This is a genomic window from Microbacterium algeriense, from assembly GCF_008868005.1.
In the GTDB taxonomy this organism is placed as follows: domain Bacteria; phylum Actinomycetota; class Actinomycetes; order Actinomycetales; family Microbacteriaceae; genus Microbacterium; species Microbacterium algeriense.
Map to the genome: position 1 here is coordinate 322,407 of NZ_WAAO01000001.1, position 26,848 is coordinate 349,254.

Below are 26,848 nucleotides of genomic sequence, written 5' to 3' on the forward strand. Positions count from 1 at the left end.
CCGAGGAGAACCACATGAGCGAATCGCGCGGGCGCAGGGCCCTCGTTACCGGAGGAGCCAGCGGGATCGGGGCCGCCTGCGCCCGCGCTTTCGCCGCGGCAGGATTCCACGTCACGGTCGCCGACATCGATCGCGGGGCCGCCGAGGATCTGGCGTCTGAGATCGGGGGAGCGGCCTGGCACGTCGACCTCGCCGACAGCGCCGCGCTCGCCGGGGCGAGCCTGGATGTCGACGTCCTCGTCAACAACGCCGGCGTCCAGCACGTGAGCCCGATCGAGGACTTCGCGCCGGAGCGCTTCTCCTTCATCCTGCGGCTCATGCTCGAAGCGCCGTTCCTGCTGATCCGTGCGGCGCTCCCCGGGATGTACGAGCGCGGATTCGGGCGGATCATCAACGTCTCCAGCGTGCACGGCCTGCGGGCCTCCCCGTACAAGTCGGCCTACGTCGCGGCCAAGCACGGGCTCGAGGGACTGTCCAAGGTGACGGCACTGGAGGGCGGCCCCCGCGGCGTGACGAGCAATTGCATCGATCCGGGGTACGTGCGCACCGCGCTGGTGGAGAAGCAGATCGCGGACCAGGCGCGGGTGCACGGCATCCCCGAGAGCGAGGTCCTCGAGAACGTGCTCCTCACGGAGGCCGCGATCAAGCGACTGGTCGAACCGGCGGAGGTCGCCTCCCTCGCCGTCTGGCTCGCCGGCGATTCGGCAGGCATGGTGACCGGGGCGAGCTACACGATGGACGGCGGCTGGTCCGCCCGCTGAGGTCGCCTTCAGCCGGGCGAGGTCACCTCGGCCAGCACCGCGGCGCGGAGCCAGCCGGCGTAACGCTCCGGGGTCCAGCCCGATTGCGCGACGAGCTGCTGGTAGCTCTCGGGTGAGAGCAGGAAGGACAGGGTGATCGCGGCGGCGGACTCGTCGATGCCCGGGGTGGCGATCCCGCGTCGGAGGAGTTCGGAGACCAGCAGCCGATAGTCGGCGGCGCGGTGTTCGAGGATGCGGCGCAGCGCGTCGTCGACCACGGGGTCGGACAGGGCGGCGCCCAGCAGGACCGTCCACAGTCCGTGCCCGCGGGCGTTGGCCGTGCTGATGGTCTCGAGCACCGCATCGAGGAACACCTCGTCCGGGAGGTCGATCACTCCGGCCGCCACGTCGGTGTCGGCCAGGGTCTCGGCGGCCTCCGAGCCGGAGAACGTCACCTCGAAGGCGGCGATCAGCAGTTCCGCCTTCGCGGCGGTCGTCTTGACGGTCTCGGCGGACACCCCCGCCTCGCGTGCGATCGCGGCGATCGTCGTCGCCTGGTACCCCTGTGTGGCGAAGAGGCGGGCGGCGGCCGCGACGATGCGGGAGCGGGTCTCCTGCGCCTGGCGGGCACGGAGTTCGGATCGGTAGGCGCGGGGAGCGCTCTCCACCATTGACTTTCCTATCGGGGTGATGAATACTTCGACGGTACAACCGATTCTAGGGAAAGAACCCGCCATGTCCAGTTACCTCATCACGTGCACGCCCGCCCATGGTCACGTCGTGCCGCTGCTGCAGATCGCGCGACACCTCCTCTCGCAGGGTCATGAGGTGAGCTTCCTCACCAGCCGCCGCTATGCCGACCGCGTCGCGAACGCGGGTGCTCGGTTCCTGCCGTTGCCGGGGGAGGCCGAGATCGACCTCGACGATGCCGACGGCGCATTCCCCGAGCGCGTCGGACTGACCGGCCCCGCCGCGCTCCGCTTCGACATGAGCAACCTGTTCGTGCGACCGGGTGCCGCCCAGCTCTCCGCCGTCCGAGCGGAACTGGCGGCCAGGCCCGTCGACGCCGTCCTCACCGAGCCCCTCTTCGTCGGCGGTGCGCTGCTCCAGCTCCTGCCCGAGCAGGATCGGCCCCCTGTCGTCGTGCTCGGCATCTTCCCTCTCGGTGCCCGCAGCAAGGACACGGCGCCGTTCGGACTGGGTGTGACCCCGTCACCGGGGCCGATCGGACGTCTGCGCAACGCGGCCCTGCGCACGGTCGCCGAGAAGGTGATCTTCGGCGGCGTCCAGAAGGAAGCGGACGCGATGGCGCGCCGCGAGGTCGGCCGCGATCTCGGCGGCTTCGTGCTCGACTGGGCCGGGCGCTCCGACGCCTACGTGCAGTTCACGGTGCCCGAGTTCGAGTATCCGCGCGCCGACCTCCCCGCCAGCGTGCACTTCGCGGGGCCCCTGCCGGCCTCCGCCTCCGACGCGCCTCTGCCGTCGTGGTGGGCGGACCTCGACGGCTCACGTCCCGTGGTGCACGTCACCCAGGGCACGATCGCCAACTCCGACTTCGGCCAGCTCGTGCTCCCGACGATCACCGCGCTCGCCGCAGCCGACGTCCTGGTGGTCGTCTCGACGGGAGGCCGTCCGCTCGACGCTCTCGCCGGACGGCTGCCCGACAACGTGCGGGTCGCCGAATACCTGCCGTACGACCGACTGCTGCCGTTGACCGACGTCGTGGTGACGAACGGAGGATACGGCGGCGTGCAGCAGAGTCTGGCCCACGGGATCCCGCTCGTCGTCGCCGGGCAGACCGAGGACAAGGTCGAGGTCTGCGCTCGTGTCGGCTGGTCCGGCGCCGGGGTGAACCTGCGCACGAGCACCGCTTCCCCGAGGCAGGTCGGCGACGCGGTCACCCGCGTGCTCACCGACCCGTCCTTCCGTGCGAACGCCGAGCGCATCGGCGCGGCCATGCGCGATTCCGATGCATGGGCTGCGCTCGACTCGGTGCTGAGCGGAACGGTCGAGAGCTGGCCCCACATGTCGATCGCACCCGGCGCCTGAGACCCGGGGGGAGGTGGTGACCGGCCACCGGGGGATCGGGCCCGATGGCCGGCCCGCACGCTGACGCGGCCGCATCAGCCCGTGTGCGTCACGATGGCTTCTTGAAACCCCAGTCAAGCCGGCCGGCCCCTCCCGTCCGGTGCATCGTTCACCGGTTCAATTCTTCGCGTGACGCGCGCACAGGTGAAACCATGCTGACCTCTGCGTCGGATCGGGACGTTTTGCCAGCGGATCCGACAAAACCGTGCTCCGCGCCGCCGGTTCCCCATGGTCATCGCGCGCCGTCGCCGGTCGGGCGCGGTGTCTCTCCCTATCGTGGACGCGACGATTCCGAACGAGAGGAGCGCCGGATGCCGACCGCCACGGTCACGGGTGCGTCGCCACGGTGAGGCTCTCGATGCCTCAGGAACGGCGCGGGGATTCGCTCAGCGAGCAGACCTACCATGCGCTCCGCGGGGCGCTCCTCGGCGGGCAGCTCTCGCCGGGAGCGCGGGTGAACATCGAGCGGCTGGCGCGCGAGCTGCACGTCTCGACGAGTCCCGTGCGGAACGCCCTGCTGCGGTTGCAGAGGGAGGGGTTCGTCGTCGCCACCCCGAACCGGGGTTTCACGACGACCTGGCTCATCGATCAGGACAGCGTGCTGAACGTCTACAGCTATCGGCAGATCGTGGAGCCCGCGGCGGCAGCGCTCGCAGCCAGACGCTCTCCGTCCACGCACTCCCGGGAGCTGCTCGCTCTGTGCGAGCGCGCGCTCGATCATCGCCCGTCCTCGTCCCGGCTGCGTGTCGAACCGCTGCACCGGAACCGGAGTTTCCACGAGACCCTCGCCGCTGCTTCCGGCAACCCGCTGCTGCTGAGGTCGCTGTCCGAGGCGCTGGCCTCCATCCACGTCAGTCCCGTGTGCGTCGAGAGGTCGGCATGGGAGGAGTCGTGGGCCGAGCACCGCGTGATCGCCGAGGCGATCCATGAGAGCGACCCGGAGGCGGCGGCCATGGCGATGCGCACCCACCTCCAGAACGGCCTGGACAGGATCAAATTCTGTGCGGACAAAGCCCCGGACGGTGCGGAGTGAGAATCTCTGCAACCTCCTGCAACCTCGCCCGGTATACCATTCCTGTATACGCCCAGCAGCGTCAGTCCCCAGCTGACCGTGGGCGGGGCGGCACAGCCGCCATGCGGAGGGAGAGTCGATCTCTTTTCGATCCCGAGGGGGGATGGGGTGGGAGTTCGGTCCCCAGCCGGCACCCACCCCCACACTCGGACTCCGCCTCGCTTCCGCTCAGTTCAGTCGACTCACGATCCAGAACGCGATGAGTCCGAAGACGACCACGATCGGCACCCAGGAACCGCCCCGCTTCAGTCGTCGCCCCTGAGGGGCGACACCCGGCGGCGGCGTCAGCATCCCGGCCGGAGGGGCGAACGGCAGAGCAGGGCTCGGTGCGGAGAGGCCATCGTGCGCGGTGCCGTCGACCAGTCGTTCATCGCGCCAGCGTGCCCACTGCTCGAACTTCGTCAGCAGGGCGCCGACGGCGCCGAACAGCCAGGCCCAGGTCGCCGGATCGAGCGTCGATGCCTTGCGCTGCGTGTAGAGGAAGAGCCAGTCGTCGACGATCTCGACATCGAGCTCGGCGGCGTTGTCGATGAACCGCGCCATGATGTCGGGCGTGAACAGGTACAGGGCGTCGCGCTCGTACCCGGCAGGGCAGTAAAGCGTGAAATTCTCATCGAAGTCGCCCTCGAGAGACAGGCGCTGGGCCTTTTGGAACGAAGCCGGCAGGTTCGACCCGAAACCGTTGTTGCCCTTCGCGTCGAGCACGATGTTCGGCAGCGGCACGTCGAGCTTCACCGCCACGTAGCCCCAGCGGTAGGTCGTCGAATTCTTCCCGGACTGCACCGTGTACTGGTAATTCCCGAACTCCACGAAGCGCGGGCGCGTCCCGCGGATCAGGTCGGTGGACTGCCGAGAACGCCCGATGCTGAAGATCATGCCGGGCAGCGGCGGGTCGATCACCTTCGGCTCGTAGGTCATGCCGTTGGCCTGAGCGAAACGGTGCAGTCGGTAGCGGGTGATGCGCGCTCCGCGCACCCCGAACCAGATCAGCACGCCGGCACCCGCGAGCAGGAGGAGGAACAGCACGAGGGGGATCGCCGCCGACGCGGGGGAGCCGCCCATCGCCGCGAGGTTCAGGATGACGCTCACGAAGATCGGCACCATCACCAGCGCGGCGATCGCCGCCACGACGATGCCGACCACGGTGGCCGCGTTCACACCTGCGCTCTGCCGCGAGCGCAGTTCCGCCGCGAACGCACGGACAGCGGCCGGGTCGACGGGCTCGGTGAGGGGTCGGGCGTCGAACGTCGAGGTGGGCGCGGGCTGGCTCACCGGTTGACCTCGTCCGCGTCCCAGGTGAGGTCGGCGCCCTCTGGCAGCGGCAGGGCCTCGAGGCGCTCATCGGCGCAGATCGCCCGGACCAGATCGGGCGAGCCGGCCACGATCGTCGAGTCGAAGTCGATCTCCGACACCATGACCCACGCACGATCGTCCGGCCAGAGCAGGTTCGGACTCTGCGCTGAGGGAGGAAAGCCGTGTGCCTCGGCGGGAAGGTCGCGCCACGGCGCGGGAAGCGCCCAGTCGGGGGAGGTGAAGTCCCGAGCGCCTGCGGAGAACAGCACGTAGTCGCGATCCGGCAGCTGCAGTCGAGGACCTTCCGAGATCTCGCGCGACAGGATGCCCTCCTGCCACGTGGGTTTGCGGAAGACGTTGTTGAACGGATCGTGCGTGCTGCGGTCGAGCATCGCCTGGTGGTTCGGATCGTCGGTGAACGTGAGGAACGCACGGGAGGGCGTCTCGCCGTAGAAGCCGACGAGACCACCGAAGCCTTCCCAGAGCGCGGCCACCCCGGCATCCGGCGTCGTGGTGTGCGCAGCCAGGTGCTCGGCGAGCGCGTTCAGGGAGGCGTCGTCGAGTTCGCCCTCCATCGGTGCGGTGAACTCGCGCCCGTCCGGCGCGATCCGCGTGCGCCAATCGCCGTCGACCGGGGTGCGCACGATCCGCTGCCACTGTGCCTGGGCGTGCATGGTGGTGGCGAACGCGGCCGCGGTCTGCGCCCACGAGACGCGCTCGTCGACGAACCCGGCTACGAGTGCGTGCTGTTCGTGCTCGGGCATCCGCATCAACTCGTCCGACGTCGGCACTGCGCGGCCGGGCAGGGATCTGGCGATCGCGGGATGGAAGACCCGCGCATACGCGGGAAATCCGCGAGGCACCACTGCGTGCATAGTCTCGTAGCCTGCGTCGAGCCGCTCACGCAGCCACGCCCCCGCCGAGGGATCGGACATCCACTCCATGCGACCACGCTACCCGGCCACGATGCTGGTCCTCGCCCTCCTCGACGAGGAATGGCGGGAGCACGCCCGCGCGACCGGCCGGTGAGCGCATCCTCCATAATCGAGGATGTGACTGCGACTGCAACCCTCCCCTCCCTCGACGGCCGCCGCTTCCGGATGGTGTCGTCCACGACCTCGGCGGTCGACCCGGAATCCCCGAGCATCTTCGAGTACTTCGAGCGCGACGGCGCGATCTGGGGCGGGTACGAAGGCGACACGGTCACCTTCGGGAAGTTCGTCGGCACCCGCACCGGCGACACGATCTGGGTGTCGTTCGTCCATGTACTCAAGAGCGACGGCACGGTCGTGACCGGCGACGGCGAGAGCGAACTGGAGCTGACCGACGACGGCGGCATCCGTCTCGTGGAGCACTACGAGATGCACGGTCTGCCGCAGCTGAGCGTGTGCGAGGAGATCTCGGCCTGACGCGGGTCAGCGCGGCGGAAGCGTGTCCCGGCCAGGCGAGGCGGGCGTCCACCGCGTCATGCCCAGTGGCGCGTCGACGCTGCTGCGCTCCGGCAGATCGCCCGGCAGCAGGTAGGGGCGACGGATCACCTCGTCGAGCACGACGACGCTGACCACCGTACGCACCTCGGGCAGCTGGGCGATCACCCCGGTGGAGAACTCGTGCACGCCGCTGACATCGACGGCCCGGATGAGCAGCATCGCATCGTGCTCGCCCGTCGTGATGGCGCACCACTCGACATCGGGCATCTCGGTCACGCGCTCGCGGAACGAGGCCCAGGCCTGCGGCATCACCGTGACGAACACGAGCGCCCCGATCGACAGCCCGGCCTTCGCCTGATCCACGCGGGCACTGAAGCCGGTGATCACCCCGTCGTGCACGAGCGACTCGACGCGGGTGTAGGCGTTCGCGCGAGAGATGCCGACCTTGTCGGCGAGGGCGGCGATCGAGACCCGACCGTTATCACGGAGCACTTCGAGGATTCTGTACGCCGTCTCGTCCAAGGGTGCGGCACTTCGTCCAGAATGCTTCGACTCTTCCGCATTCTTGCTGGACATATTGTTACCCACAATCGAGGTTCTGGACAGAGCGTGCCGAGGTGACCCGCTCTTGCTGGACACATCGTCGCATATGATGCGAATCTGATCCACGGTCGTCCACATCGGTGGCGGCTCACCCGAATGTACTCCTCGCCCTTGGAGGCCCTCATGTCGTCACGCCGTATCACGCCGGTCATCGCGCTCGGAGCCGTCGCGCTCCTCGCGCTCGCAGGTTGCTCGGGAGGGAACTCGGCGAACAACGGCGACTCCTCGCAGGGCTCCGACTCCCTCGTCATCGACACCGCGTTCTCGATCGAGACGACCGACCCGGGTCACACCTACGACCCGACCGGCAACATGATCGCCAAGGCGCTCTACGAGACCCTCGTCGACTTCGAGGGCTCCGACGTCTCCACCCCGGTTCCGGGCCTCGCGTCGTGGGAGCAGAACGACGAGGCGACCGAGTTCACCTTCACCCTCGAGGGAGACCGCGTCTTCTCCGACGGTTCGCCCATCGAGGCGAAGGACGTCGTGTTCTCGCTGCAGCGCATCCAGGGCATGGAAGACGCCAAGCCGAACTTCCTCCTCGGCGGCCTGACCATCACCGAGGTCGACGACAAGACGATCCAGTTCACGTCCGAGACCCCGCTGCTGCAGCTGCCGGCGATCCTCGCGAACCCGGCGCTCGGCATCGTCAACTCCGACGTCGTGATCGAGAACGGCGGCGCCACCGACGGCACCGATTCGGCGCAGAAGTTCCTCGACGGCGAGTCGGCGGGCTCCGGTCCGTTCGTGCTCGACACCCTCGACCTCAGCTCGCAGGTCGTGCTGACGAAGAACGACGAGTACAACGGCGACGAGGCGTCGGACTACAAGCGCGTGGTCGTGCGCAACGTCTCCGAGAGCGCGACGCAGCTCGCAAACCTCAAGGGCGGCGACTCGATGGTCGCGATGGACCTCAACGGCGACCAGGTCGCCGGTCTCGGCGATGACATCACCGTCGACTCCGTTCCTTCCGGTCAGACCATCTTCCTGCTGCTGAACCAGGGCGCCGCCGGCGGCGACCTGGCGAACGTGAAGATCGCCGAGGCCATCCGCTACGCGCTCGACTACGACGCGCTGCTGGAGCTCGCCGGCGCCGGCGCCGTCCAGGCGACGGGCGTCATCCCGCCCGGATTCGAGGGTGCCCTCGACAGCGGCGTGGAGCAGGACCTCGACAAGGCGAAGGCCGCCCTCGCGGAAGCCGGCTACACCGGTCAGACGCTCAAGCTGCAGTTCCCGAACGACTACCCGGTCGGCGGCGTGGAGTTCACCCCGCTCGCCGAGCGCGTGCAGGCGCAGCTCGAAGACGCCGGCATCACGGTCGACCTCGCCCCCGCGCCGTTCGCGACCGAGCTCGACGCCTACGTCAACGGCACCGAGGGCTTCGGCCTGTGGTTCTGGGGCCCGGACTACGCCGACTCGGCGAACTTCCTGCCCTTCGCTCCCGGTCTGAAGGTCGGTCTCCGCGCCGGCTGGGCGGCCGAGGCCAACCCGGAGATCGCCGGCATCGCCGCGGGTGCCGCGGCAGCGACCGACCCCGAGCAGCGCACGGCCGCGTTCACCGCGTTCGCTGAGGCGATGCAGGCCGAGGGTCCCTTCGTCCCGCTCATCGTTCCCGGCCGCAACATCTCCTCCGCCGACAGCGTGAAGGGCGCCGTGTACAACTCCGTGTGGGAGATGGACATCGCCGAGATCACGCCCGCCGGCTGATCGGACGACTCATGACGACAGTGGCCGTGCAGAGGCAGGCGCAGCGGCGCCGCTCGCCTCTGATCGGATACCTGCTGCGGCGGGCCGGGACTTCCCTGCTCCTGTTGGTGGGCGTGACCATCGTCACGTTCGCGCTCACCAACCTGGTGCCGGGAGACCCGGTCTCGGCCGCGCTCGGTGAGGGCGCGTCGCAGAACCCCGCGACGCGCGAGGCGTTCATCAAGGCGAACGGACTCGACCAGCCACTGTTCGTGCAGTACTTCATCTATATGGGGAACCTGCTCCGCGGGGACCTCGGCACGTCGCTGGTGACCGGACGCCCGGTCACCAGCGACCTCGCCACCGCCGTGCCCGCGACGATCGAGATCGCGATCGGCGCGATCATCGTCAGCCTCGCGGTCAGCATCGTGCTCGGCACGCTTGCGGCCTATCGCCGCGGACTCGTCACCGACCAGGTCATCCGCGTCGTGACGCTCGTCGGCCTCAGCGTCCCGACCTTCTGGCTGGCGCTGGTCAGCTTCTACGTGTTCTTCCTGGAGCTGCGCATCGCTCCGGGTTCCGGCCGCATCTCGCCGTCGATCACCCCGCCGCCCCGCGTGACCGGGCTCTACACCGTCGACTACCTCCTCAACGGAGACGCGGTCGGCTTCTTCGACGCCCTCGCGCACCTCGCTCTTCCGGTCATGGTGCTCTCGCTCGTGACCATCGGACTGCTGACCCGCTTCATCCGCACCTCGGTGCTCGAGGTGCTCGGCAGCGACTATGTGCGAGCGGCCCGCGCCAAGGGACTCCCGGCCATGCGTGTGATCCTCGACTACGTGCTGCGCGGCGCCTCGCTGCCGATCCTCACCGTCGTGGGTGTCGCGTTCGGGGCCCTGCTCTCCGGCACGGTGCTCGTCGAGTCGGTGTTCGCCTGGCCGGGACTGGGTACGTACGCCTACAACTCCGCCGCGAACCTCGACCTGCCCGGCATCATGGGCGTCGGCCTCGTGGTCGGAGTCATCTACCTCCTCATCAACTTCATCGTCGACCTGCTGTACGGCGTGCTCGACCCGAGAGTGAGGATCGCATGAGCCGCATCGCCGCAGCGACCCCCGCCGGACGCTTCCGTTTCCGCTGGCCGCGTGCCTGGCGCACCCCGCTCGGCATCATAGGCACAGTGATCGCCGGTGCGTGGATCATCGTCGCCTTCACCGCGCAGTGGTGGGTGCCGTACCCGCCGAACGCGCAGGTGCTCCCGCGACTGCAGGCGCCGGGCATCGACACGCTCCTCGGCACCGACGGCAACGGGCGCGACATCTTCTCTCGTCTGATGACCGGCGCCACCGTGAGCCTGCCGCTCGCGCTCATGCTCGTGATCGCCGCCATGATCATCGGCACGCTCATCGGTGCGCTCGCCGGATACTTCGGCGGCTGGGTCGACGAGACCCTCATGCGCATCACCGACCTGTTCATGGCGTTCCCGACCGTGATCCTCGCGATGGTGGTCGCCGCCTCGCTCGGGCCGTCGCTGTTCAACGCGGTGATCGCGGCGATCGTGGTCTCGTGGCCGCAGTACTCCCGCGTCACGCGCAGCATCGTGCTCGGCCTGCGCGGACAGAACTACGTGATCGCCGGTCGCCTGCTCGGGCACTCGCCGGCGCGCACGCTGTTCGTCGACATCCTCCCGAACATCGCCGGCCCGGTCCTGGTGCTCGCGACGCTCGACATCGGCGCGGCGATCCTGCTCCTCTCGGGACTCTCCTTCCTCGGTCTGGGCGCGCAGCCCCCGACGGCCGAGTGGGGGTCGATGATCTCCGGCGCGATGCAGAACTTCGATGCCTGGTGGCTCGGAGTCTTCCCCGGTCTCGCGATCCTCACGGTGGTGCTCGCGTTCAACTTCCTCGGAGATGCGATGCGCGACGTGCTCGACCCGACGGCCGAGATCACGCACGAGAAGGCCGCAGAGCACAAGGCATCGGCGACGGGAGTGGCCGCATGAGCGCCTCGACCCTCAGCATCCGCGACCTGACCATCGACATCGGCCGTCCGCTCGTGAAGGGAGTCTCGCTCGAGCTCGAGGCCGGCCGCATCCACGGCCTCGCCGGGGAATCCGGATCGGGAAAGACTCTCACCTCGCTCGCCGTGCTCGGGCTGCTGCCGCGTCAGGCGCGCGTCGGCGGGTCGATCTTGCTCGGCGGGGAGGAGCTGGTGGGCCTGAAGCGCCGCTCCCTCAACACGGTGCGCGGCAAGCGGATCGCCATGGTGTTCCAGGATCCGTCGGCGTCGCTGCACCCGCAGCTGCCCGTCGGACGGCAGCTCACCGATCACATGCGCGTGCATCTCGGGCTTAAGGGTGCCGCGGCACGGGCCCGAGCCGTCGAACTGCTCGAGACCGTGCAGGTGCCCAATCCGACGGAGGCGCTGAAGCGCTACCCGCACCAGTTCTCGGGCGGACAGCGCCAGCGCATCGCGATCGCCTGTGCCCTCGCCTGCGACCCCGAGGTGCTGCTGGCGGATGAGCCGACCACCGCGCTCGACGTGACGGTGCAGGCGGGGATCCTTCAGCTGCTGCGAGACCTCGCCGTGGAGCGGAACCTCGCCGTGCTGCTCGTGACCCACGACCTGGGCGTGATGAGCGCGATCGCCGACACGGTGGCCGTGATGAAGGACGGCCGGATCGTGGAGCTCGCCGACCGCGAGACGCTGTTCCGCGATCCGCAGCACGAGTACACGCGTATGCTGCTCGCGGCCCTGCCGGGTTCGCGCATCGATGAGGCACCGGAAGGGCAGGCGGCAGATGAGTGAGGTCGCAGTCCTCGACGCGCAGGACGTGGTGGTCCGGTACCCGGGCAACCCGCCGGTGATCGCCGTGAACGGCGTGTCCATCCGTGTGGCTGCGGGGGAGACCGTCGCCCTCGTCGGCGAGTCCGGCAGTGGCAAGTCCAGCCTGGCACGTGCCGTGGTCGGCATCGAGAAGATCGCCGGCGGCACCGTGCGGTTCCGTGATGCCCCGGTGTCGCCGCTCGGCATCCGCCGTCGCTCGATCGCGCTGACCGGCATCCAGATGGTGTTCCAGGACCCGGCGACCTCGCTGAATCCCCGGCGCCGGGTCGGTGACCAGATCGCTGACGGCATCGCCACCGCCAGAGCGCGGGGTGCCGAAGGGTCGACGGTCGAGGAGTGGCTCGAGCGCGTCGGGCTGCCGACGACCGTGAGCACCCGCTTCCCGCACCAGTTCTCGGGCGGGCAGAAGCAGCGCATCGCGATCGCCAGGGCGCTGGCAGCTCGACCGTCGCTGCTCGTGGCCGACGAGCCGATCTCGGCGCTCGACGCGTCGACCCAGACGAGTGTCGCCGGCCTGATGCGCGACCTGGTGGCCGAGTCGGGTGCGGGCATGCTGTTCATCTCGCACGACCTCGCCGTGGTGCGCCGCATCGCCGACCGCACCTTCGTGATGTTCGGCGGTCGCGTGCTGGAGTCGGGTCCGACGGATCAGCTCTGGGCCGCTCCGCAGCATCCCTACACGCAGGCGCTCCTGGCGGCGATCCCGGAGCCCGACGGCGCGGGCCGCATCCCCGCCGCTCCGTCGACCGACGACCGCATCGTCTGGGCCGAGGTCCCGCCCGTCGCCTACTGACGCGCTGAACCCGGCATCCCGCTCACTCGGAGTGTCGGCGGGGCCGGGCCTACGTGTGCCGCCGCAGCGACGTCACGACTCCGAAGACGAACACGAGGCGCCGGGCACAGCTCAGCTCATCATCGGATGGACGCTTCTCGCGGCTCCGGTGCTCTTCTGGACGGGGCTGACCCGCACACGAGGGGCCGGCGCGCAATGCGCCGGCCCCTCGGCGTCACTCGCGGATCAGAGCGGTGCGACGATGTCCTGCTTCACGTCCCACTCGGTGATCTCCATCGCGACCTCCAGCGACTGCCCCTCGATCGAGGCGGTGCTGGTGGAGGCGAGGTTGACGTAGTCGTCGGTCACTTCGAAGAGGACCTCGACCTCCGTGCCCTGCTGTTCGATCGTGCCGGTGAGGAGGTGGACCTTCTCACCCAGTCGCTCACCGGTGCCGGTCACGGTGAACTCGCCGGTGAGGGCCTGTGCGGCCGTCGCCGGGTCGAGGGACGTGATGTTGGCGGCGCTGGAGCTGAGGGCGGCGATCACGGGGTCGCTCGACGACGGGTCGGCGGGCTGCCAGTCGGTCTGGGGGGACTTCACCCAGACGTCGTCGCCGATCGCGATCAGCGATCCAGCAGGCGAGATCGACTCGATGGCCTTCTCGGACGGGTTGAAGCGCGCAGTCGACTCCACGCCCATCACGCTGGTCTTCCCCGCGTAGCCCGCCGTGTCCGACATCGCGTCGGCGATGCACGCGCCGAGCTCCGTGCCGTCGATCGTGGCGCCCTCCGTCAGTTCGGGGCAGTCCGTGCTCGGTGCTTCGGTCTCCTGTGTCGCGCCGCTGGCAGGCGTCGATGCGGCCGGCTCGTCCGATCCGCCGGCGGTGCATCCGGTGAGTACGACGGCGGCGGCGAGGATGACGCCGACCCCCCATTTGTTGACGCGCATCGCGTCCCCCCTCTGGTCGCGTGCGTCGGTGACGGTCACCGGGCACGCGTCCCAGCATGCCAAAATCTCGTGTTCCTGTCGGCCCCTCGGGTGGCGAGACGGTGGCCGTTCGCGGCGACGGCCCGCTTCCGCTAGACTGTCGAGGTTGTCTGCCTTCCGGCATCCATTCGGGATACCTCGGGCGGGCACGTGCACACACCCTCCTGCTTCCGGGAAATCCTCGGAAGCCGTTCTAGTCCGAAGGAGGTGGGTAAGTGACGCACCAGTACGAACTCATGGTCATTCTGACCCCCGAGATCGACGAGCGCCAGGTCGCTCCCACGCTCGACAAGTTCCTGAAGGTCATCACCAACGATGGTGGCTCGATCGACAACGTCGACATCTGGGGCAAGCGCCGTCTGGCCTACGAGATCCAGAAGAAGACCGAGGGCATCTACGCCGTCGTCAACTTCACCGCGACCAGCGAGGCCACGCAGGAGCTCGACCGTCAGCTCAAGCTGAACGAGCAGATCATGCGCACCAAGGTCCTCCGCTCGGAAGAGGCTCAGGCGATGGTCGCTTCGGAGGCCAAGCGCACCGAAGAGAAGGCTGCCCGCAAGGCCGCCAAGGCTGCGAAGGCCTAAGTCCCATGGCAGGCGAAACCGTCATCACCGTGGTGGGCAACCTCACGGCCGATCCCGAGCTGCGCTACACGCAGAACGGGCTGCCGGTGGCGAACTTCACCATCGCATCGACGCCTCGGAACTTCGACCGTGCCGCGAACGAGTGGAAGGACGGCGAAGCGCTGTTCCTCCGTGCGTCCGTGTGGCGCGAGTTCGCCGAGCACGTGGCGGGTTCTCTGACGAAGGGCATGCGCGTCATCGCGCAGGGCCGTCTGCGTCAGCGCTCCTACCAGGACCGCGAGGGCAACCAGCGCACCGCGATCGAGCTGGAGGTCGACGAGATCGGCCCCTCGCTCCGGTACGCGACCGCGCAGGTCACCCGTGCGGCCTCGACCGGCGGTGGCGGCGGCGGACAGTCTCGCCCCGCACAGCAGCAGCAGGTGTCGGAGGAGCCGTGGTCCACTCCCGGCTCGTCGACCAGCGCCGATGCCTGGAGCACTCCGGGCAGCTTCGGCGACGACACCCCCTTCTGAAAACACTTCTCTGGCCCTGAGCTGGACCCCTGGGTCCCTGAGCTCGTCGAAGGGCCCGCTCATCACTAAGGAAAAACAATGGCTGGAAAGTCGAGCGGCGACCGCCGCAAGCCGCGGAAGGGCGCGAAGAACGCCGCTCCCGCGAAGTCCATCCGGGTCGGTGTCATCGATTACAAGGATGTCGCCACCCTCCGCAAGTTCGTCTCGGAGCGCGGCAAGATCCGCGCCCGTCGTATCACCGGTGTCTCGGTGCAGGAGCAGCGTCTGATCGCCACGGCGATCAAGAACGCGCGCGAAATGGCGCTCCTGCCCTACGCTGGCGCCGGCCGGTAAGGGGTATCGAGATGGCAAAGCTGATTCTCACGAACGAGGTCGCCGGGCTGGGTAGCGCCGGTGACGTGGTCGAGGTCAAGAACGGGTACGCCCGCAACTTCCTCATCCCGCAGGGTTTCGCCACGGCGTGGACCCGCGGAGGCGAAAAGCAGGTCGCATCGATCCAGGCCGCGCGTCAGGCACGCGCGATCCACGACCGCGACGAGGCTGTGGCCCTGAAGAACACGCTCGAGGGCACCAAGGTGCGCCTCGCGGTGAAGGCCGGCAAGGAAGGCCGTCTCTTCGGCTCGGTGAAGACCGCCGATGTCGCAGAGGCCGTCTCGGCTGCGGGCCTCGGCTCGATCGACAAGCGCAAGGTGCACATCACCTCGCCGATCAAGGCGACCGGTGAGCACGAGGCGACCGTGCGTCTGCATGAAGACGTCACCGCAGTCATCACGCTGCAGGTCGTCGCCGCCAAGTAAGCACACGCGGCAACGCCCCCTGTCCCTCGGGACAGGGGGCGTTCGTCATCCCCGCCCCTCATCCCCGCCCGCCATCCCCGCCCGGCGCCACGTCCCGTTCCTTTCCCGGACGGATGTCGGACGACGGGACGGATGTCGGACGAACAGGGCCGTCCCGGCCCGACATCCGTCCATCGGCCCGACATCCGTACCTCCTCCGGATCTGCGCGACCGCCGCACCGGTCATCATGGCGACGCCCACGCCCAGGCACGTTCCGCCGAGGAGAAGCGGGGCGCTGAGTGGCGCCGAACCGTTCGCGAAGGCGGTCAGGGTGAGGGCGTGCGACATCATGGGCCCACCCTAGAGACCCGGATGTTGCGGGAGCGTATGCAGAACTTCGTACGCTCCGGCAACATCGCACGCCGTTGAATCGGTCTCATGATCACTCGACGTCTCGCCGGCTCCGCACGACGACGAAGCGACGCGTCAGCGTGAGCGAGGGCTCTCCCGCCCCCGTTTCGCGTGTCGCCTGGGGGGACGCGGCGAAGGGGCTCCTCATCGTGCTCGTGGTCTTCTGGCATGTGGTGCTGAAGACCTACCTGCAGGTCGACTGGCGGATCGGCATCCCCATCCCCGGCGTGTGGGGACTCGCGAGCGACATGATCTGGCCGTTCCTGATGCCGCTGTTCCTGTTCCTGTCGGGATACTTCGCCGCCGACGCACTCCAGCGCCCGTGGGCAGCCGTGCTGCGTCCGCGCGTCCTCCGCTTCCTGTACCTCTATCTGCTGTGGACGCTCATCCACATGGCCGCGATGTGGGCGTTCCCCGACTTCCCGACGCTCGTGCCGCGCAGCGTCTCGGAGTTCGTGGAGGCGCTCACGATCAGTCCGCCGAACACCTGGTACCTCTACGCGCTCGCCCTGTACTTCCTGGTGGCGAAGGGCCTCGATCGTGTGCCGCGGTGGCTGCTCATCGCGGTCGCCGGGGCGGCATCCGTCGCGGTGGCGGCAGGGCTCGTGGACGTGGTGAGCAACCGCGGCTCGCTCCTGTACAACCTGGTGTTCTTCCTGGTCGGCGCCTACCTCGCCCCACGCATCCGCAGCTTCACGGCTCGCCCGCGCCGACTCGTCGCGGCGGTGCTGATCGCGGGTTACCTGATGGCGTACGCCCTGATGCGGGTGACCGGCACGGAGCTTATGCCGGGGGTCTGGCCCGCGGTCTCGGTGCTGGGGGTGGCGATGGGGCTCGCTGTGGCGCCGCTGCTGCCCGGCGTGCGGCTGCTGGGACCGGTGCTGACCTGGCTCGGCGCCCGGACGCTTCCGATCTACCTGATCCACATGCCGCTTCTCGTCCTCGTCGACGCAGCCCTGGTCGGACCGCTCTCGGACTCGGGAAACGCGGTCCAGCTCGTGGCGGCGGTGCTGCTCCCCGTCGTCCTGACCGGGGGGCTCGTCGCCGCCTGCGTCCTCCTTGCGCGTCTCACGGACCGCGACGGTGCGGCCTGGCTGTGGGACCTGCCGCACCGTCGCTCCGTCGCCGTCTCCACCGGGGCGTCAGCGCTGCGCGGACGGGGTCCGTGGCGGACGCCCGTCGCCGTGCTCGTCCTCGGGGCGCTGGGTGCGGGTCTGGCTGCCGCAGCGGCGGTACCCGCTCGACCGGCGGAGATCCCTGATGCGGCGGGAGCGCGTGCCGGGGAGGTGAGCATCGGCGCGACCGGCGACATCCTGCTGTACGACGTGGGGCATGGCATCCCGGACGACCGTGGCCGAACGTACTTCGACGACGTGCGATCCTGGTTCACCCAAGACCTCGTCACGGGCAACCTCGAGCAGGCGATCACCGACGACACCGGCTACGACAAGTGCGGAGGGAGCGACAGCTGCCTGGCGTTCCGCAGCGAACCGGACGCGGCCGGCCACCTGCGCGGCTTCGACATCCTGAACCAGGCGAACAACCACAGCCATGACTACGGCCGCGAGGGTTTCGACGAGACGCGGGACCTGCTGCGAGACGTCGGCATCGACGCGGTGGGTGAGCGGAACGAGATCGTGACGACGCGGATCGGAGGTGTCACGGTCGCGATGGTCGGGTTCGCGCCGTACGGAGGGTTCAACCGCGTCACGGATCTCCGCCACGTGCGGCAGGTCGTGCGAGCCGCCGCGGCGCAGGCCGACATCGTCATCGTCCACGCTCACATGGGAGCCGAGGGACCGGACGCGGATGCCGTGACGCCGGGCACGGAAGTCATGTTTGGCGAGAACCGCGGAGACCCGATCGCCTTCGCGCACGTGGCCGTCGACGCGGGGGCGGACCTCGTGATCGGACACGGTCCCCACGTCCTGCGCGGAGCGGAGCTCTACCGCGGACGTCTCATCGCCTACAGCCTCGGGAACTTCGGCGGGGGCGGCGTCTTCGGTGCGGAGGAGGAGACCCGCTACGGCGCGTATCTCTCGGTCACCCTTCGCGCGGATGGCACTCTCGTGGACGGCGGGCTGCGGTCTGTGCGCTTCGACTTCGCGGGCGGAGCGCCGCAACCCGACCCCACTGGCCGGGCGGCCGAACTCATGAACGAGCGGGGCCGGCGGGACTTCCCGACCACTGCCGCGATCGTCGACGGCGACGGTTCGCTCATCCTGCCCTCGAGTCGCGGGGGCTGAATCGCAGAATCGCACGCTGTCGCACGTTCTGAAGCCATCCCTGCGACTCCGACGCGAATCTGCGACGGCGCGACGGATGCCCCGTGGCGGGGTTTCCACGGGGCATCCAGCGCCGGCGTCGACCGACGGGGAGCTGGGGGCTCCTATCCCGTCGGCGTGGGGAACGACGCAGCGGCGCACCGGCGGCGCGGGGTCTCCTCCCCCGAGGACGACCGCACCGCCGGCGCCTGTCGCTACGCCGCCAGACGGCGTCGCAGGAGTCCGGCACCTCCGAGGAGGAGCAGCATCGTCGCCAGGGCGACCAGGCCGACGGAGGATTCTCCGCCCGTCATGGCCAGGCCGGCGACGGCGCCGGTGACCGCAGAGCCCGAGGCGGTGACGGCAGCTCCGGTCGAGACCCCGGGGACCGTGACGGCTCCCGGGCCGGTGCCGGGGTTCGTCCCGGGGTCGGTGCCGGGCTCCGTGCCGGGGTCGGAGCCGGGGTTCGTCCCGGGGTCGGTGCCGGGGTCCGTGCCGGGGTCGGTTCCCGGGGTGGTGCCGGGGTCCGTCACCGTGGCCTCGCCGATCACCGAGATCGCATTGCCGCCGACGGTGACAGGCAGACTGATCGGCAGGCCCAGCTGGGTGCCGCCGAGGGTGCTGTCGTCTCCGGTGGTGGTGTTGCCGCCGGTGGTGGGGGCGGGGGTGGTCCCGGTGCTGGTTCCGGTGTTGGTGACGGTGGCGTCGTCGAGGGCGGAGATCGCGTTGCCGGTCACGCCGATGGGGGCGGTGACGGGTGCGGTGATCTGGGTGCCGCCGAGGGTGCTGTCGTCTCCGATGGTGGTGTTGCCGCCGGTGGTCGGGGCGGGGGTGGTTCCGGTTCCGGTGCTGGTGACGGTGGCGTCGTCGAGGGCGGAGATCGCGTTGCCGGTCACGCCGATGGGGGCGGTGACGGGTGCGGTGATCTGGGTGCCGCCGAGGGTGCTGTCGTCTCCGGTGGTGGTGTTGCCGCCAGTGGCCGGGGCGGGTGCGGTTCCGGTCCCGGTGCCCGATCCCGTGGTCGACGTGTCGCCGAGCAGCGAGATCGCGTTCCCGGACACCGTCACGGGGGCGGTCACCGGAGCGACGGCCTGGGTGCCGCCGAGGATGGCGTCGTCACCGGATGTGCCCGCCGAAGGGGCGGGAGCCGCGGAACCAGAAGGCGCCGCGGAATCCGAGTTCGCCGAGTCGGCGTCGCCGAGCAGCGAGATCGCGTTCCCGGACACCGTGATCGGCGCCGCGACCGGAGCGACGGCCTGGGTGCCGCTGCCGATGCCGTCCGCACCGGAGGTGGAGGGCTCTGCCGGTGCGGAGGAGGCCGGTGCTGCGGCTCCCTGCGCGGCCGTGTCGGTGCGATCGGCGTCGCCGAGCACCGACACGGCGTTGCCCGTGACGGTCACGGGCGCATCGACCTCGAGCAGCGCCTGGGTGCCCGAGAGCACGCCATCCACGCCGTTCGTGGTCACGAGAGGCGCCCCGGCGGGAGACTCGGCCTGGGGAGCCGAGTTCTGGGGTGTGGGAGCCGGGGCGCTGGTCGAAGAGGTGTCGGTGAGACTCACCGCGTTGTCCGTCACGGTGACGGGCAGGTTCACGGTGACGACCGCCTGAGTGCCGGATGCCGTTCCCGACGACCCGCTGGTCTCCGCGGCGGGTGCCGGGGCGGGTGCCGGGGCGGGTGCCGGGGCCGGAGCGGGAGCCGGCGCAGGGGCGGGAGCGGGAGCCGAGCTGACGGCGTCGTCCAGCACGGAGACGGCGTTGCCCAGCACCGAGATCGGCGCCGAGATGGGCGCCTCCACCTGGGTGCCGGAGAGCAGTCCGTCGTCTCCGCTGGTCTCAGCCGCGTTCGCGGCCGTGGCGCCGAGGAGGGTGATGCCCCCGGCGATGAGCGTGCCCCACAGGGCGCGCTTCAGATAAGTGCGCATGATGCTTCTCCTGACTGAGTGGATCGTCTGATGGGTGCGCGCGATGGGAGTGCGCGCGCAGCACGGCATCTGTCGTCCGCGAGGGACGACGTGACGGTCCGTCAGTCAGGAGAGACGTCGGTGTCGGCGATCCGCGACGCGGGAAGAGCGTCGTCGGCTGCGCCGGGAGTCCGCTCGCCAGCACGGAGCGGAGAAGGTTCCACGTCGCTGACGCGCGCGTGGGCGGCGCCCGCTCCTGAGCCGGAACCGGCGGAGGAGGGGGTCACGGGGGCAGGGGCTCCGGGCAGACTCCCGGACGGCGCCTCGGAGGGCGCGCTGGCGTCGTCGTCTGCCGGCACCGATCCTTCGGGGAACGTGGCGTTGACGGGCGCGGCCGAGGCGGGCGCGGGGTCTCTCGGCCGGAGGGCCTGGTCGTGCGTGCCCGCCACCGCAGGAGTCGCCATCACGGCGGTCTGCGCGATATCCGTCTCCGTCACGGCGGGTTCGTCGACGCCGACGGGCATCTCGCCGGATCCCGGGGTGAGGGGGTCGATGGCTTCGAGCACGGGCGGCACGGTCGCATCCGTCACGTCTCCGAGCAGTGCGGTCGTGTCATCGACCACGCCCACGACGTCGTCCACAGCGCCGACGACGCCGAGATCGGTCACGAGGTCGCCTACCACGGGGATGTCGGAGACGGCCCCGAGGACCGGGTCGGTGATGTGCGAGACCGGGGAGTCGGAGAGCGCCTCCGTCACGGGAGCGACCACCGCCTCCGCCGTCTCGGCGACCGCGTGCACGACGGGTGCGGCGACAGGACCGACGACGGGTGTCTCGGCGACGGTCTCCGTGACGGTCGACACGACGGCCGGCGCAGCCTGTTGGACCGGGGCGACCACCTGCGTGACGACCGGCGCGACGACCTGCGTCACGACGGGCTTCACGGGGGCGGTGACCGCGGAGACGGTGGAGCTCACGAGCGAGGTGACACCGTCGAGAGGGCCGTCGGCCTCTTCGTCCGCGTGCGCGGATCCGCCGCCGAGGAGGACGGTGAGCACGGCCCAGACGAGCGCGCCCAGGGCACCCCAGATGACGACGGCGGGTACGCCGCGTCGGGTGGCCGGAACGTCCACGTCGACCTCCCCCTCCGAAGGCAACGGACTTCGACGCAGGTGCGTCGATTGCGGGTGACGATACTCGCGGGGGCGAGTTCTGTCTAGGGGGTTTCCGCGTGATTCCGGGGATGTCCGGGTGTGACGCGCCCGGGCGGATTCCGGCTTGACTTTCCCCAAGTTCTACACATGTCCTCAGGTGAGGAGGCAACCTTCAATCCCCGATTTAAACTGATTCTCATCCACAGCCTGGGGAAACGATTTGTCCCTGTTCAAGTGGCATAAAAAAGTTGCCGAACACATCCCTCCACCGGGTTATCCACACCCGTTCTGCACAGACACTCCGACTTTCTCCGCACGCTCTCCACATGGTTATCCACAGGCCGTGTTGCATGGGGAAAGAGTCGCTCGTAGCGTGGGCGAGCGACCGAATGTCGGAGGCAGCTGTTTCGCTGGTCGGGTGCCGTGAGGGCCGAGAGCCGCACGGACTCGCCGCAGAAGCGCCTCATCAGAACATCGCATCGGAAACGTCGCATCGAAGGGAACACTGTGTCGATCGCCGACATCTCAGAGGAGCGCCTCGGAGGGCAGCGCAAGCCCGAGCGAACCCCTCCGCACGACCTCCTGGCGGAGCAGAGCGCACTGGGTGGAATGCTCCTGTCGAAGGACGCCGTCGCCGACGTGATCGAGACGCTCAAGGGCGCCGACTTCTACATCCCGAAGCACGAGCTGATCTTCGAGGCGATTCTCTCGCTCTACTCCCACGGTGAGCCGACCGACGTCGTCGCGGTCACGGATGAGCTCATCAAGACCGGCGAGCTGGGCCGCGCCGGTGGTGCCGACTACCTGCACACGCTGACCTCGATCGTGCCGACCGCCGCCAACGCCGGCTACTACGCGGGCATCGTCTCGGAGCGCGCGATCCTGCGCCGCCTGGTCGACGCGGGCACCCGCATCGTGCAGCTCGGGTATGCGGGTGAGGGCGACGCGACCGACATCGTCAACAACGCCCAGGCCGAGATCTACTCGGTCACCGGAACCGAGACCGCTGAGGACTACGTCCCGCTCACCACCGCGGTGGATGCGGCGATCGAGGAGATCGAGGCCGCCAACGGCCGCGACGGCTCGATGACGGGCATCCCGACCGGATTCAAGGAGCTCGACGAGCTGACCAACGGCTTGCACGGCGGACAGATGATCGTCGTCGCCGCACGACCGGCGATGGGTAAGTCGACGCTCGCCCTCGACTTCGCGCGCGCCGCCTCCATCGGCCACGACTTCCCCTCGATCTTCTTCTCCCTCGAGATGGGCAAGAGCGAGATCGCGATGCGACTGCTCAGCGCCGAGGGCGCCATCCCGCTGCAGAACATGCGCAAGGGAACCCTCGACCCCCGGGACTGGACGACGGTCGCCGCGACCCGCGGTCGTATCAACGACGCCCCGCTGTACATCGACGACAGCCCCAACATGACCCTCGTCGAGATCCGCGCGAAGTGCCGTCGGCTCAAGCAGCGTGCCGGACTCCGCATGGTCATCATCGACTACCTGCAGCTGATGACCTCGGGCAAGCGCGTCGAGTCCCGTCAGCAGGAGGTCTCGGAGTTCTCGCGAAGCCTCAAGCTCATCGCGAAGGAGCTTCAGGTTCCGGTCATCGCGCTGTCGCAGCTGAACCGTGGTCCGGAGCAGCGTCAGGACAAGAAGCCCGCGATCAGCGACCTGCGAGAGTCCGGCTCGATCGAGCAGGACGCCGACATGGTGATCCTGCTGCACCGCGACTCGGTCTACGACAAGGACGTGCGTCCGGGCGAGGCCGACCTCATCGTCGCGAAGCACCGTAACGGTCCGACGGCCACGATCACGGTCGCGTTCCAGGGGCACTACTCGCGTTTCGCCGACATGGCCCCGGGCGGCGACTTCCACTGACGCAGGCTCCGACGCCGTGGGAAGGGACAGGCGTCAGCGGGTCCGCAGCCGCCGGAAGCTCTGGCCGTGCGGGCCGACGAGGGCGATCGGCTCCCCGTCTCGGGCGAGGATCGTCCGGCCCCGCGTCTCCGCATCGACCTTCTCGGTGATGAACGGGAGGACACCGGCGCCTTCGTTGCTGATCCACGTGACGTCGTCCATCGAACGCATCAGGTCGACGAACACGTTTCGGCGTTCCTCCGTCAGGTAGACGAGAACGGCGCTGTGGAACACCACGACGCGGCAATCGGCCGGTGCCTGCGCGACGAGTTCGGGGATCCTGTCGATGATGTCGCCGGCCACCAGTTGCGGCGGGTCGCTCGCGACGATCTCGGCCGCGCGGTGGAGGCGCTCGCGTCGCTCGGCATGCTCCGGCCACACGAGCGTCTCGAGCCAGGCGAGCTGGTCCGCATCCGCCACGTCGATCGGGTTCAGATCCGCGCCCGCTCGCCACGCGATCCGCGGGATGGACGTCGGCAGACTGGGAGCGTCGATCGTGCAGGGGATCTCGACGAGGCTCGGTCCGTCCGCGGGGTGGAGGACGGCGGTGGGTCCGCCATCAACCGTGTAGCGGTAGCTGTAGCGGTCGGGGTAGAGGACCAAGCCGGCGGAGGCTCCGGCCTCGATGAGGGCGAGCGGCTCGTCGAGTTCCGCCAGCAGGGGGAGGAGCACGGCGCAGCGCGCCGCCTCGTTCGTCTGGGTCGAGCGGGACATGATCACCGGAACGACCACCTCCCAGTGCTCGATCAGCCAGTCGCGGAACTCGGCGTATCCGCCCACCGGCGCTCCGACGAAGCGGGCCGCGGCGAACACGAGATTCGGCTGCCGCTTGAACATCGGGAGAGCGCCGATCAGGCCGAGGACCGCCTGGTCCTCTGCGACTCCCATCGCCCAGTCGAAGTAGGTCTGCGAGACTCCGGCAGCCTCGGACTCGGCGAACCGACGGTAGCCGTCAGCGATCCCGTGCGTCATGCCCGCGACACTACCTCCGCCCGGGCCGACTTCAGATGCAGTGAAGCACGCACCGCCCGTGCGTCGGGCAGACGACAGCCTGTTGTCATGATCTCATCGAGAATGGCGGACGAGCCCGGAACGAGGAGTGATGACCGCGAACGAGAGCCCGCAGTCCACACGGCGCGTACGCGAGAGCTACTCCGCCCGAGCGGACGAGTACACGGCGCTCTTCGGCGAGGTCGCGCAGATGGATGCCGTCGACCGGGACCGCATCGCGTCCTGGGCGCAGAGGATCCGCGGTCCGATCCTCGACGCGGGCTGCGGGCCGGGGCACTGGACGGCGTTCCTGGCGGATCGGGGCCATGAGGTCGAGGGCGTCGACCTGGTCCCGGAGTTCGTCGAGGTCGCCATCCGACGTCACCCGCACCTCTCCTATCGGGTGGGGAGCCTGTCCGATCCGGTCATCGCCGAGGCATCGCTCGGCGGCGTGCTCGCCTGGTACTCCTTGATCCACGCGGACGCGGAGGAGCTTCCGGTGCTCCTCCGCGCGATCCGGCGGGGGCTGAAGGAGGGCGGCGAGCTGCTCGTCGGATTCTTCGACGGGCCCGACGGGGAACCGTTCCCGCATGCGGTGACGACGGCGTACTACTGGTCGGTCGACGGCATGGCACGCCTGCTGGAGCGTGAGGGCTTCGCCGTGGTGGACAGCGATGCCCGCGTACAGGACGGCAGGCGTCCGCACGCGTCGCTCAGCGCTGTCGCGGTGTGACGCCGCAGCTCAGCCGTTGAACTCGGCAGGATGCGGGCCGGTGCGCCCGTCTCGCTCCAGCGCGTCGATCGCGCTCAGCTCGTCGTCGGTGAGGACGAAGTCGAACACGTCGAGGTTCTCCGCGATGCGCGCCGGCGTCACGGACTTGGGGATCACGATACGGCCCTGCTGCAGGTGCCAGCGGAGCACGACCTGCGCCGGGGTCTTCGCGTGCCGTTCGGCGATCTCGACGACGGGTGCGTCGCCGAGCACGGCGCCCTGCGCGAGAGGGCTCCATGCCTCGGTCGCGATGCCCCGGGCGGAGTTCGCCTCGACCACCGCCCGGTTCTGCAGTGCGGGGTGGAGCTCGACCTGGTTCACCGCCGGGACGATGCCCCTGTCGGTCGAGATCCGCTCGAGGTGCGCCGGCTCGAAGTTCGAGACGCCGATGGCCCGCACCCTGCCGTCCTCGTACAGCTTCTCGAGTGCCCGCCAGGTCTCGGCGTAGGTGCCGGCGGCGGGCGTCGGCCAGTGGACCAGGTACAGGTCGAGGTGGTCGAGCCCCAGACGATCGAGCGCCTGGTCGTAGGCGCGCAGCGTGGGGTCGTAGCCGTGGTCGCTGATCCAGACCTTCGACGTGATGAAGAGGTCGTCGCGGGCGATGCCCGACTCGGCGATCGCGCGTCCGACGCCGGCCTCGTTGCCGTAGACGGCGGCTGTGTCGATGCTGCGGTAGCCGGCCTCGAGCGCGGCCGCCACAGCGGCGGTGGTCTCGGCGTCGGGCACCTGGAACACGCCGAAGCCGAGCTGCGGCATCTCGACGCCGTTGTTCAGGGTGATGGTGGGAATGGTCATTCTCTTCTTCTTCCTGTGGGGACGGGTGTTCAGGCCGCGGCGGTGCGCAGCGTCGCCGTGTTGGTGCCGGTCGCGCGCGGACGCGCGGTCGCCGCGGCGATGAGCAGGACGACGAGGCCGACGGCCGTGATCGCGGCGCCGATCCAGATGGGGGAGGTGTAGCCGAGGCCGGCCGCGATGCCGAGCCCGCCGGCCCAGGCGCCCAGCGCATTGCCGACGTTAAATGCGCCGATGTTGGCGCCGGACGCGAGCGTGGGAGCTCCGCCGGCGTACTGCATGATGCGGCTCTGCAGCCCGGGCACCGTGCCGAAGCCGAAAGCGCCGAGCAGGACCAGGATCGCGATCGTCGCGGGCTGCGACCACGCCAGCAGACCGAAGGCGATGAGGATCAGCAGGAGCGCGGACGTGAATCCGATCAGGGTGCGATCGATCGAGCGGTCGGCCAGGCGCCCGCCCGCGAAGTTCCCGGCCACGAGACCGACGCCGAACAGCACGAGCAGCCACGGAACGGTGGATGCCGCGAACCCGGTGACGCCGGTGAGCGTGTAGGCGATGTAGGTGAAGGCGCCGAACATGCCTCCGTACGCGAGAACGGTGACGGTCAGCGAGAGCCACACCTGGCCGGAGCGGAAGGCGCCGAGTTCGTGACGCAGGCTCACGCGGTCCCCGTCGGTGCGCGGCACTGTGACGAGCGCGGCGATCCCTGCGAAGGCGATGACGCCGATGACCGAGATCGCCCAGAATGTGGCCCGCCATCCGAACTGCTGACCGACGAAGGTGCCGAAGGGCACGCCGAAGACGTTCGCCGCCGTCAGGCCCGTGAACATGATGGCGATGGCCCTGGCCTTCTTCTCCGGCGCGACGAGATCCGCAGCGACGACGGAGCCGATGCCGAAGAACGCTCCGTGGCACAGGGCGGCGATCACACGGCCGATCATGGCGGTCGTGTAGTCCGGGGCGAGCGCGGTCAGCGCGTTCCCGGCGATGAACAGGACGACGAGGCCGAGGAGCACGGGCTTGCGCGGCAGGCGCGTGGTGGCTGCGGTCAGCCCGAGCGCGCCCACGACGACGCTGAGCGCATAGCCGGAGATGAGCCAGCCGGCGGTCGCTTCGGAGACGGCGAAGTCGGTGGCGACATCGGGGAGGAGGCCCATGATGACGAACTCCGTGAGTCCGATCCCGAAGGCGCCGATGGCGAGTGCGATGAGTCCGAGGGGCATAGGGGTGCTCTCTGCTAAAGTAGTTGC

Annotated in this window: 26 protein-coding genes; 16 read left to right on the forward strand and 10 right to left on the reverse strand. The window is 69.4% G+C overall.

The window, feature by feature from the left end:
• Window positions 1–14 precede the first annotated feature (14 nt).
• Window positions 15–761, forward strand: a complete 747-nt coding sequence (locus F6A08_RS01505) for a 3-hydroxybutyrate dehydrogenase (RefSeq protein ID WP_151458402.1) — start codon at window positions 15–17, stop codon at window positions 759–761.
• Between the two features lie 8 nt (window positions 762–769).
• Here the strand turns inward: F6A08_RS01505 and F6A08_RS01510 are convergent, their stop codons facing one another.
• The gene (locus tag F6A08_RS01510; protein WP_151458403.1) at window positions 770–1,411 is read right to left on the reverse strand and encodes a TetR/AcrR family transcriptional regulator; all 642 of its coding nucleotides are present in this window, start codon (window positions 1,409–1,411) and stop codon (window positions 770–772) included.
• A gap of 64 nt (window positions 1,412–1,475) precedes the next feature.
• Between F6A08_RS01510 and F6A08_RS01515 the strand changes: the two genes are divergently transcribed.
• Complete coding sequence (locus F6A08_RS01515; RefSeq protein WP_151458404.1) at window positions 1,476–2,789, forward strand: glycosyltransferase; 1,314 nt, start codon at window positions 1,476–1,478, stop codon at window positions 2,787–2,789.
• A gap of 397 nt (window positions 2,790–3,186) precedes the next feature.
• Window positions 3,187–3,861 carry a GntR family transcriptional regulator gene (locus F6A08_RS01520; protein ID WP_151458405.1) on the forward strand — a complete coding sequence of 225 codons (675 nt, stop codon included), beginning with the start codon at window positions 3,187–3,189 and terminating at the stop codon, window positions 3,859–3,861.
• 207 nt (window positions 3,862–4,068) lie between these two features.
• Here the strand turns inward: F6A08_RS01520 and F6A08_RS01525 are convergent, their stop codons facing one another.
• A complete protein-coding gene (locus tag F6A08_RS01525; protein WP_151458406.1) occupies window positions 4,069–5,172 on the reverse strand; it encodes a hypothetical protein in 1,104 nt (367 codons plus the stop codon).
• Window positions 5,169–5,957 carry a hypothetical protein gene (locus F6A08_RS01530; RefSeq protein ID WP_225855693.1) on the reverse strand — a complete coding sequence of 263 codons (789 nt, stop codon included), beginning with the start codon at window positions 5,955–5,957 and terminating at the stop codon, window positions 5,169–5,171. Before F6A08_RS01530 ends, F6A08_RS01525 begins: the two co-directional genes overlap by 4 nt.
• 288 nt (window positions 5,958–6,245) lie before the next feature.
• On the opposite strand from F6A08_RS01530, the gene F6A08_RS01535 reads away from it, so the two are divergent.
• Window positions 6,246–6,602 (forward strand): avidin-fold protein, encoded by a 357-nt coding sequence (locus F6A08_RS01535; RefSeq protein ID WP_225855694.1) that lies wholly within the window; start codon window positions 6,246–6,248, stop codon window positions 6,600–6,602.
• 6 nt (window positions 6,603–6,608) lie between these two features.
• On the opposite strand, the gene F6A08_RS01540 is transcribed toward F6A08_RS01535, so the two are convergent.
• Complete coding sequence (locus F6A08_RS01540) at window positions 6,609–7,199, reverse strand: Lrp/AsnC family transcriptional regulator (RefSeq protein ID WP_225855773.1); 591 nt, start codon at window positions 7,197–7,199, stop codon at window positions 6,609–6,611.
• 150 nt (window positions 7,200–7,349) lie between these two features.
• Between F6A08_RS01540 and F6A08_RS01545 the strand changes: the two genes are divergently transcribed.
• Genes F6A08_RS01545 through F6A08_RS01565 form a run of 5 tightly spaced genes read left to right on the forward strand, consistent with a single transcriptional unit; the run spans window position 7,350 to window position 12,552 of the window.
• Window positions 7,350–8,933: an ABC transporter substrate-binding protein gene (locus F6A08_RS01545; RefSeq protein ID WP_151458408.1), complete on the forward strand. Its 1,584-nt coding sequence runs from the start codon at window positions 7,350–7,352 to the stop codon at window positions 8,931–8,933.
• An 11-nt stretch (window positions 8,934–8,944) separates the two neighbouring features.
• Window positions 8,945–10,006, forward strand: coding sequence for an ABC transporter permease (locus tag F6A08_RS01550; protein WP_151458409.1), 1,062 nt, complete (start codon window positions 8,945–8,947; stop codon window positions 10,004–10,006).
• The gene (locus F6A08_RS01555) at window positions 10,003–10,914 is read left to right on the forward strand and encodes an ABC transporter permease (RefSeq protein ID WP_017203805.1); all 912 of its coding nucleotides are present in this window, start codon (window positions 10,003–10,005) and stop codon (window positions 10,912–10,914) included. Before F6A08_RS01550 ends, F6A08_RS01555 begins: the two co-directional genes overlap by 4 nt.
• Window positions 10,911–11,720 (forward strand): ABC transporter ATP-binding protein, encoded by an 810-nt coding sequence (locus F6A08_RS01560; protein WP_151458410.1) that lies wholly within the window; start codon window positions 10,911–10,913, stop codon window positions 11,718–11,720. The genes F6A08_RS01555 and F6A08_RS01560 overlap by 4 nt, the downstream gene beginning before the upstream one ends.
• A complete protein-coding gene (locus tag F6A08_RS01565) occupies window positions 11,713–12,552 on the forward strand; it encodes an ABC transporter ATP-binding protein (protein WP_151458411.1) in 840 nt (279 codons plus the stop codon). Before F6A08_RS01560 ends, F6A08_RS01565 begins: the two co-directional genes overlap by 8 nt.
• 225 nt (window positions 12,553–12,777) lie before the next feature.
• Here the strand turns inward: F6A08_RS01565 and F6A08_RS01570 are convergent, their stop codons facing one another.
• On the reverse strand, window positions 12,778–13,482 hold the full coding sequence (locus F6A08_RS01570; protein WP_225855695.1) for a hypothetical protein: 705 nt from the start codon (window positions 13,480–13,482) through the stop codon (window positions 12,778–12,780).
• Window positions 13,483–13,736: 254 nt separating this feature from the next.
• Here F6A08_RS01570 and rpsF point away from each other — a divergent pair, with 254 nt between their 5' ends.
• The 5 genes from rpsF to F6A08_RS01595 all read left to right on the forward strand — a co-directional run bounded on the left by rpsF (window position 13,737) and on the right by F6A08_RS01595 (window position 18,051).
• Complete coding sequence (rpsF, locus tag F6A08_RS01575) at window positions 13,737–14,105, forward strand: 30S ribosomal protein S6 (RefSeq protein WP_017203801.1); 369 nt, start codon at window positions 13,737–13,739, stop codon at window positions 14,103–14,105.
• Window positions 14,106–14,110: 5 nt separating this feature from the next.
• Complete coding sequence (locus tag F6A08_RS01580; protein ID WP_017203800.1) at window positions 14,111–14,617, forward strand: single-stranded DNA-binding protein; 507 nt, start codon at window positions 14,111–14,113, stop codon at window positions 14,615–14,617.
• A 78-nt stretch (window positions 14,618–14,695) separates the two neighbouring features.
• A complete protein-coding gene (rpsR, locus tag F6A08_RS01585; RefSeq protein ID WP_017203799.1) occupies window positions 14,696–14,950 on the forward strand; it encodes a 30S ribosomal protein S18 in 255 nt (84 codons plus the stop codon).
• An 11-nt stretch (window positions 14,951–14,961) separates the two neighbouring features.
• Window positions 14,962–15,414 (forward strand): 50S ribosomal protein L9, encoded by a 453-nt coding sequence (gene rplI / locus F6A08_RS01590; RefSeq protein WP_017203798.1) that lies wholly within the window; start codon window positions 14,962–14,964, stop codon window positions 15,412–15,414.
• A 471-nt stretch (window positions 15,415–15,885) separates the two neighbouring features.
• The gene (locus tag F6A08_RS01595; protein WP_192576658.1) at window positions 15,886–18,051 is read left to right on the forward strand and encodes a CapA family protein; all 2,166 of its coding nucleotides are present in this window, start codon (window positions 15,886–15,888) and stop codon (window positions 18,049–18,051) included.
• Between the two features lie 233 nt (window positions 18,052–18,284).
• On the opposite strand, the gene F6A08_RS17830 is transcribed toward F6A08_RS01595, so the two are convergent.
• On the reverse strand, window positions 18,285–19,991 hold the full coding sequence (locus F6A08_RS17830) for a chaplin family protein (protein WP_192576659.1): 1,707 nt from the start codon (window positions 19,989–19,991) through the stop codon (window positions 18,285–18,287).
• A gap of 101 nt (window positions 19,992–20,092) precedes the next feature.
• Window positions 20,093–21,103 (reverse strand): hypothetical protein, encoded by a 1,011-nt coding sequence (locus F6A08_RS01605; protein WP_225855696.1) that lies wholly within the window; start codon window positions 21,101–21,103, stop codon window positions 20,093–20,095.
• A gap of 528 nt (window positions 21,104–21,631) precedes the next feature.
• Here F6A08_RS01605 and dnaB point away from each other — a divergent pair.
• Window positions 21,632–23,005: a replicative DNA helicase gene (gene dnaB / locus F6A08_RS01610; protein WP_017203792.1), complete on the forward strand. Its 1,374-nt coding sequence runs from the start codon at window positions 21,632–21,634 to the stop codon at window positions 23,003–23,005.
• A gap of 33 nt (window positions 23,006–23,038) precedes the next feature.
• Here the strand turns inward: dnaB and F6A08_RS01615 are convergent, their stop codons facing one another.
• Window positions 23,039–24,016: a DUF2332 domain-containing protein gene (locus F6A08_RS01615; RefSeq protein ID WP_151458415.1), complete on the reverse strand. Its 978-nt coding sequence runs from the start codon at window positions 24,014–24,016 to the stop codon at window positions 23,039–23,041.
• Window positions 24,017–24,146: 130 nt separating this feature from the next.
• On the opposite strand from F6A08_RS01615, the gene F6A08_RS01620 reads away from it, so the two are divergent.
• On the forward strand, window positions 24,147–24,767 hold the full coding sequence (locus tag F6A08_RS01620) for a class I SAM-dependent methyltransferase (protein ID WP_151458416.1): 621 nt from the start codon (window positions 24,147–24,149) through the stop codon (window positions 24,765–24,767).
• Between the two features lie 9 nt (window positions 24,768–24,776).
• Here the strand turns inward: F6A08_RS01620 and F6A08_RS01625 are convergent, their stop codons facing one another.
• Window positions 24,777–25,601: an aldo/keto reductase gene (locus tag F6A08_RS01625; RefSeq protein ID WP_151458417.1), complete on the reverse strand. Its 825-nt coding sequence runs from the start codon at window positions 25,599–25,601 to the stop codon at window positions 24,777–24,779.
• A 29-nt stretch (window positions 25,602–25,630) separates the two neighbouring features.
• Window positions 25,631–26,821, reverse strand: coding sequence for an MFS transporter (locus F6A08_RS01630; protein ID WP_017203786.1), 1,191 nt, complete (start codon window positions 26,819–26,821; stop codon window positions 25,631–25,633).
• Window positions 26,822–26,848: the final 27 nt, after the last annotated feature.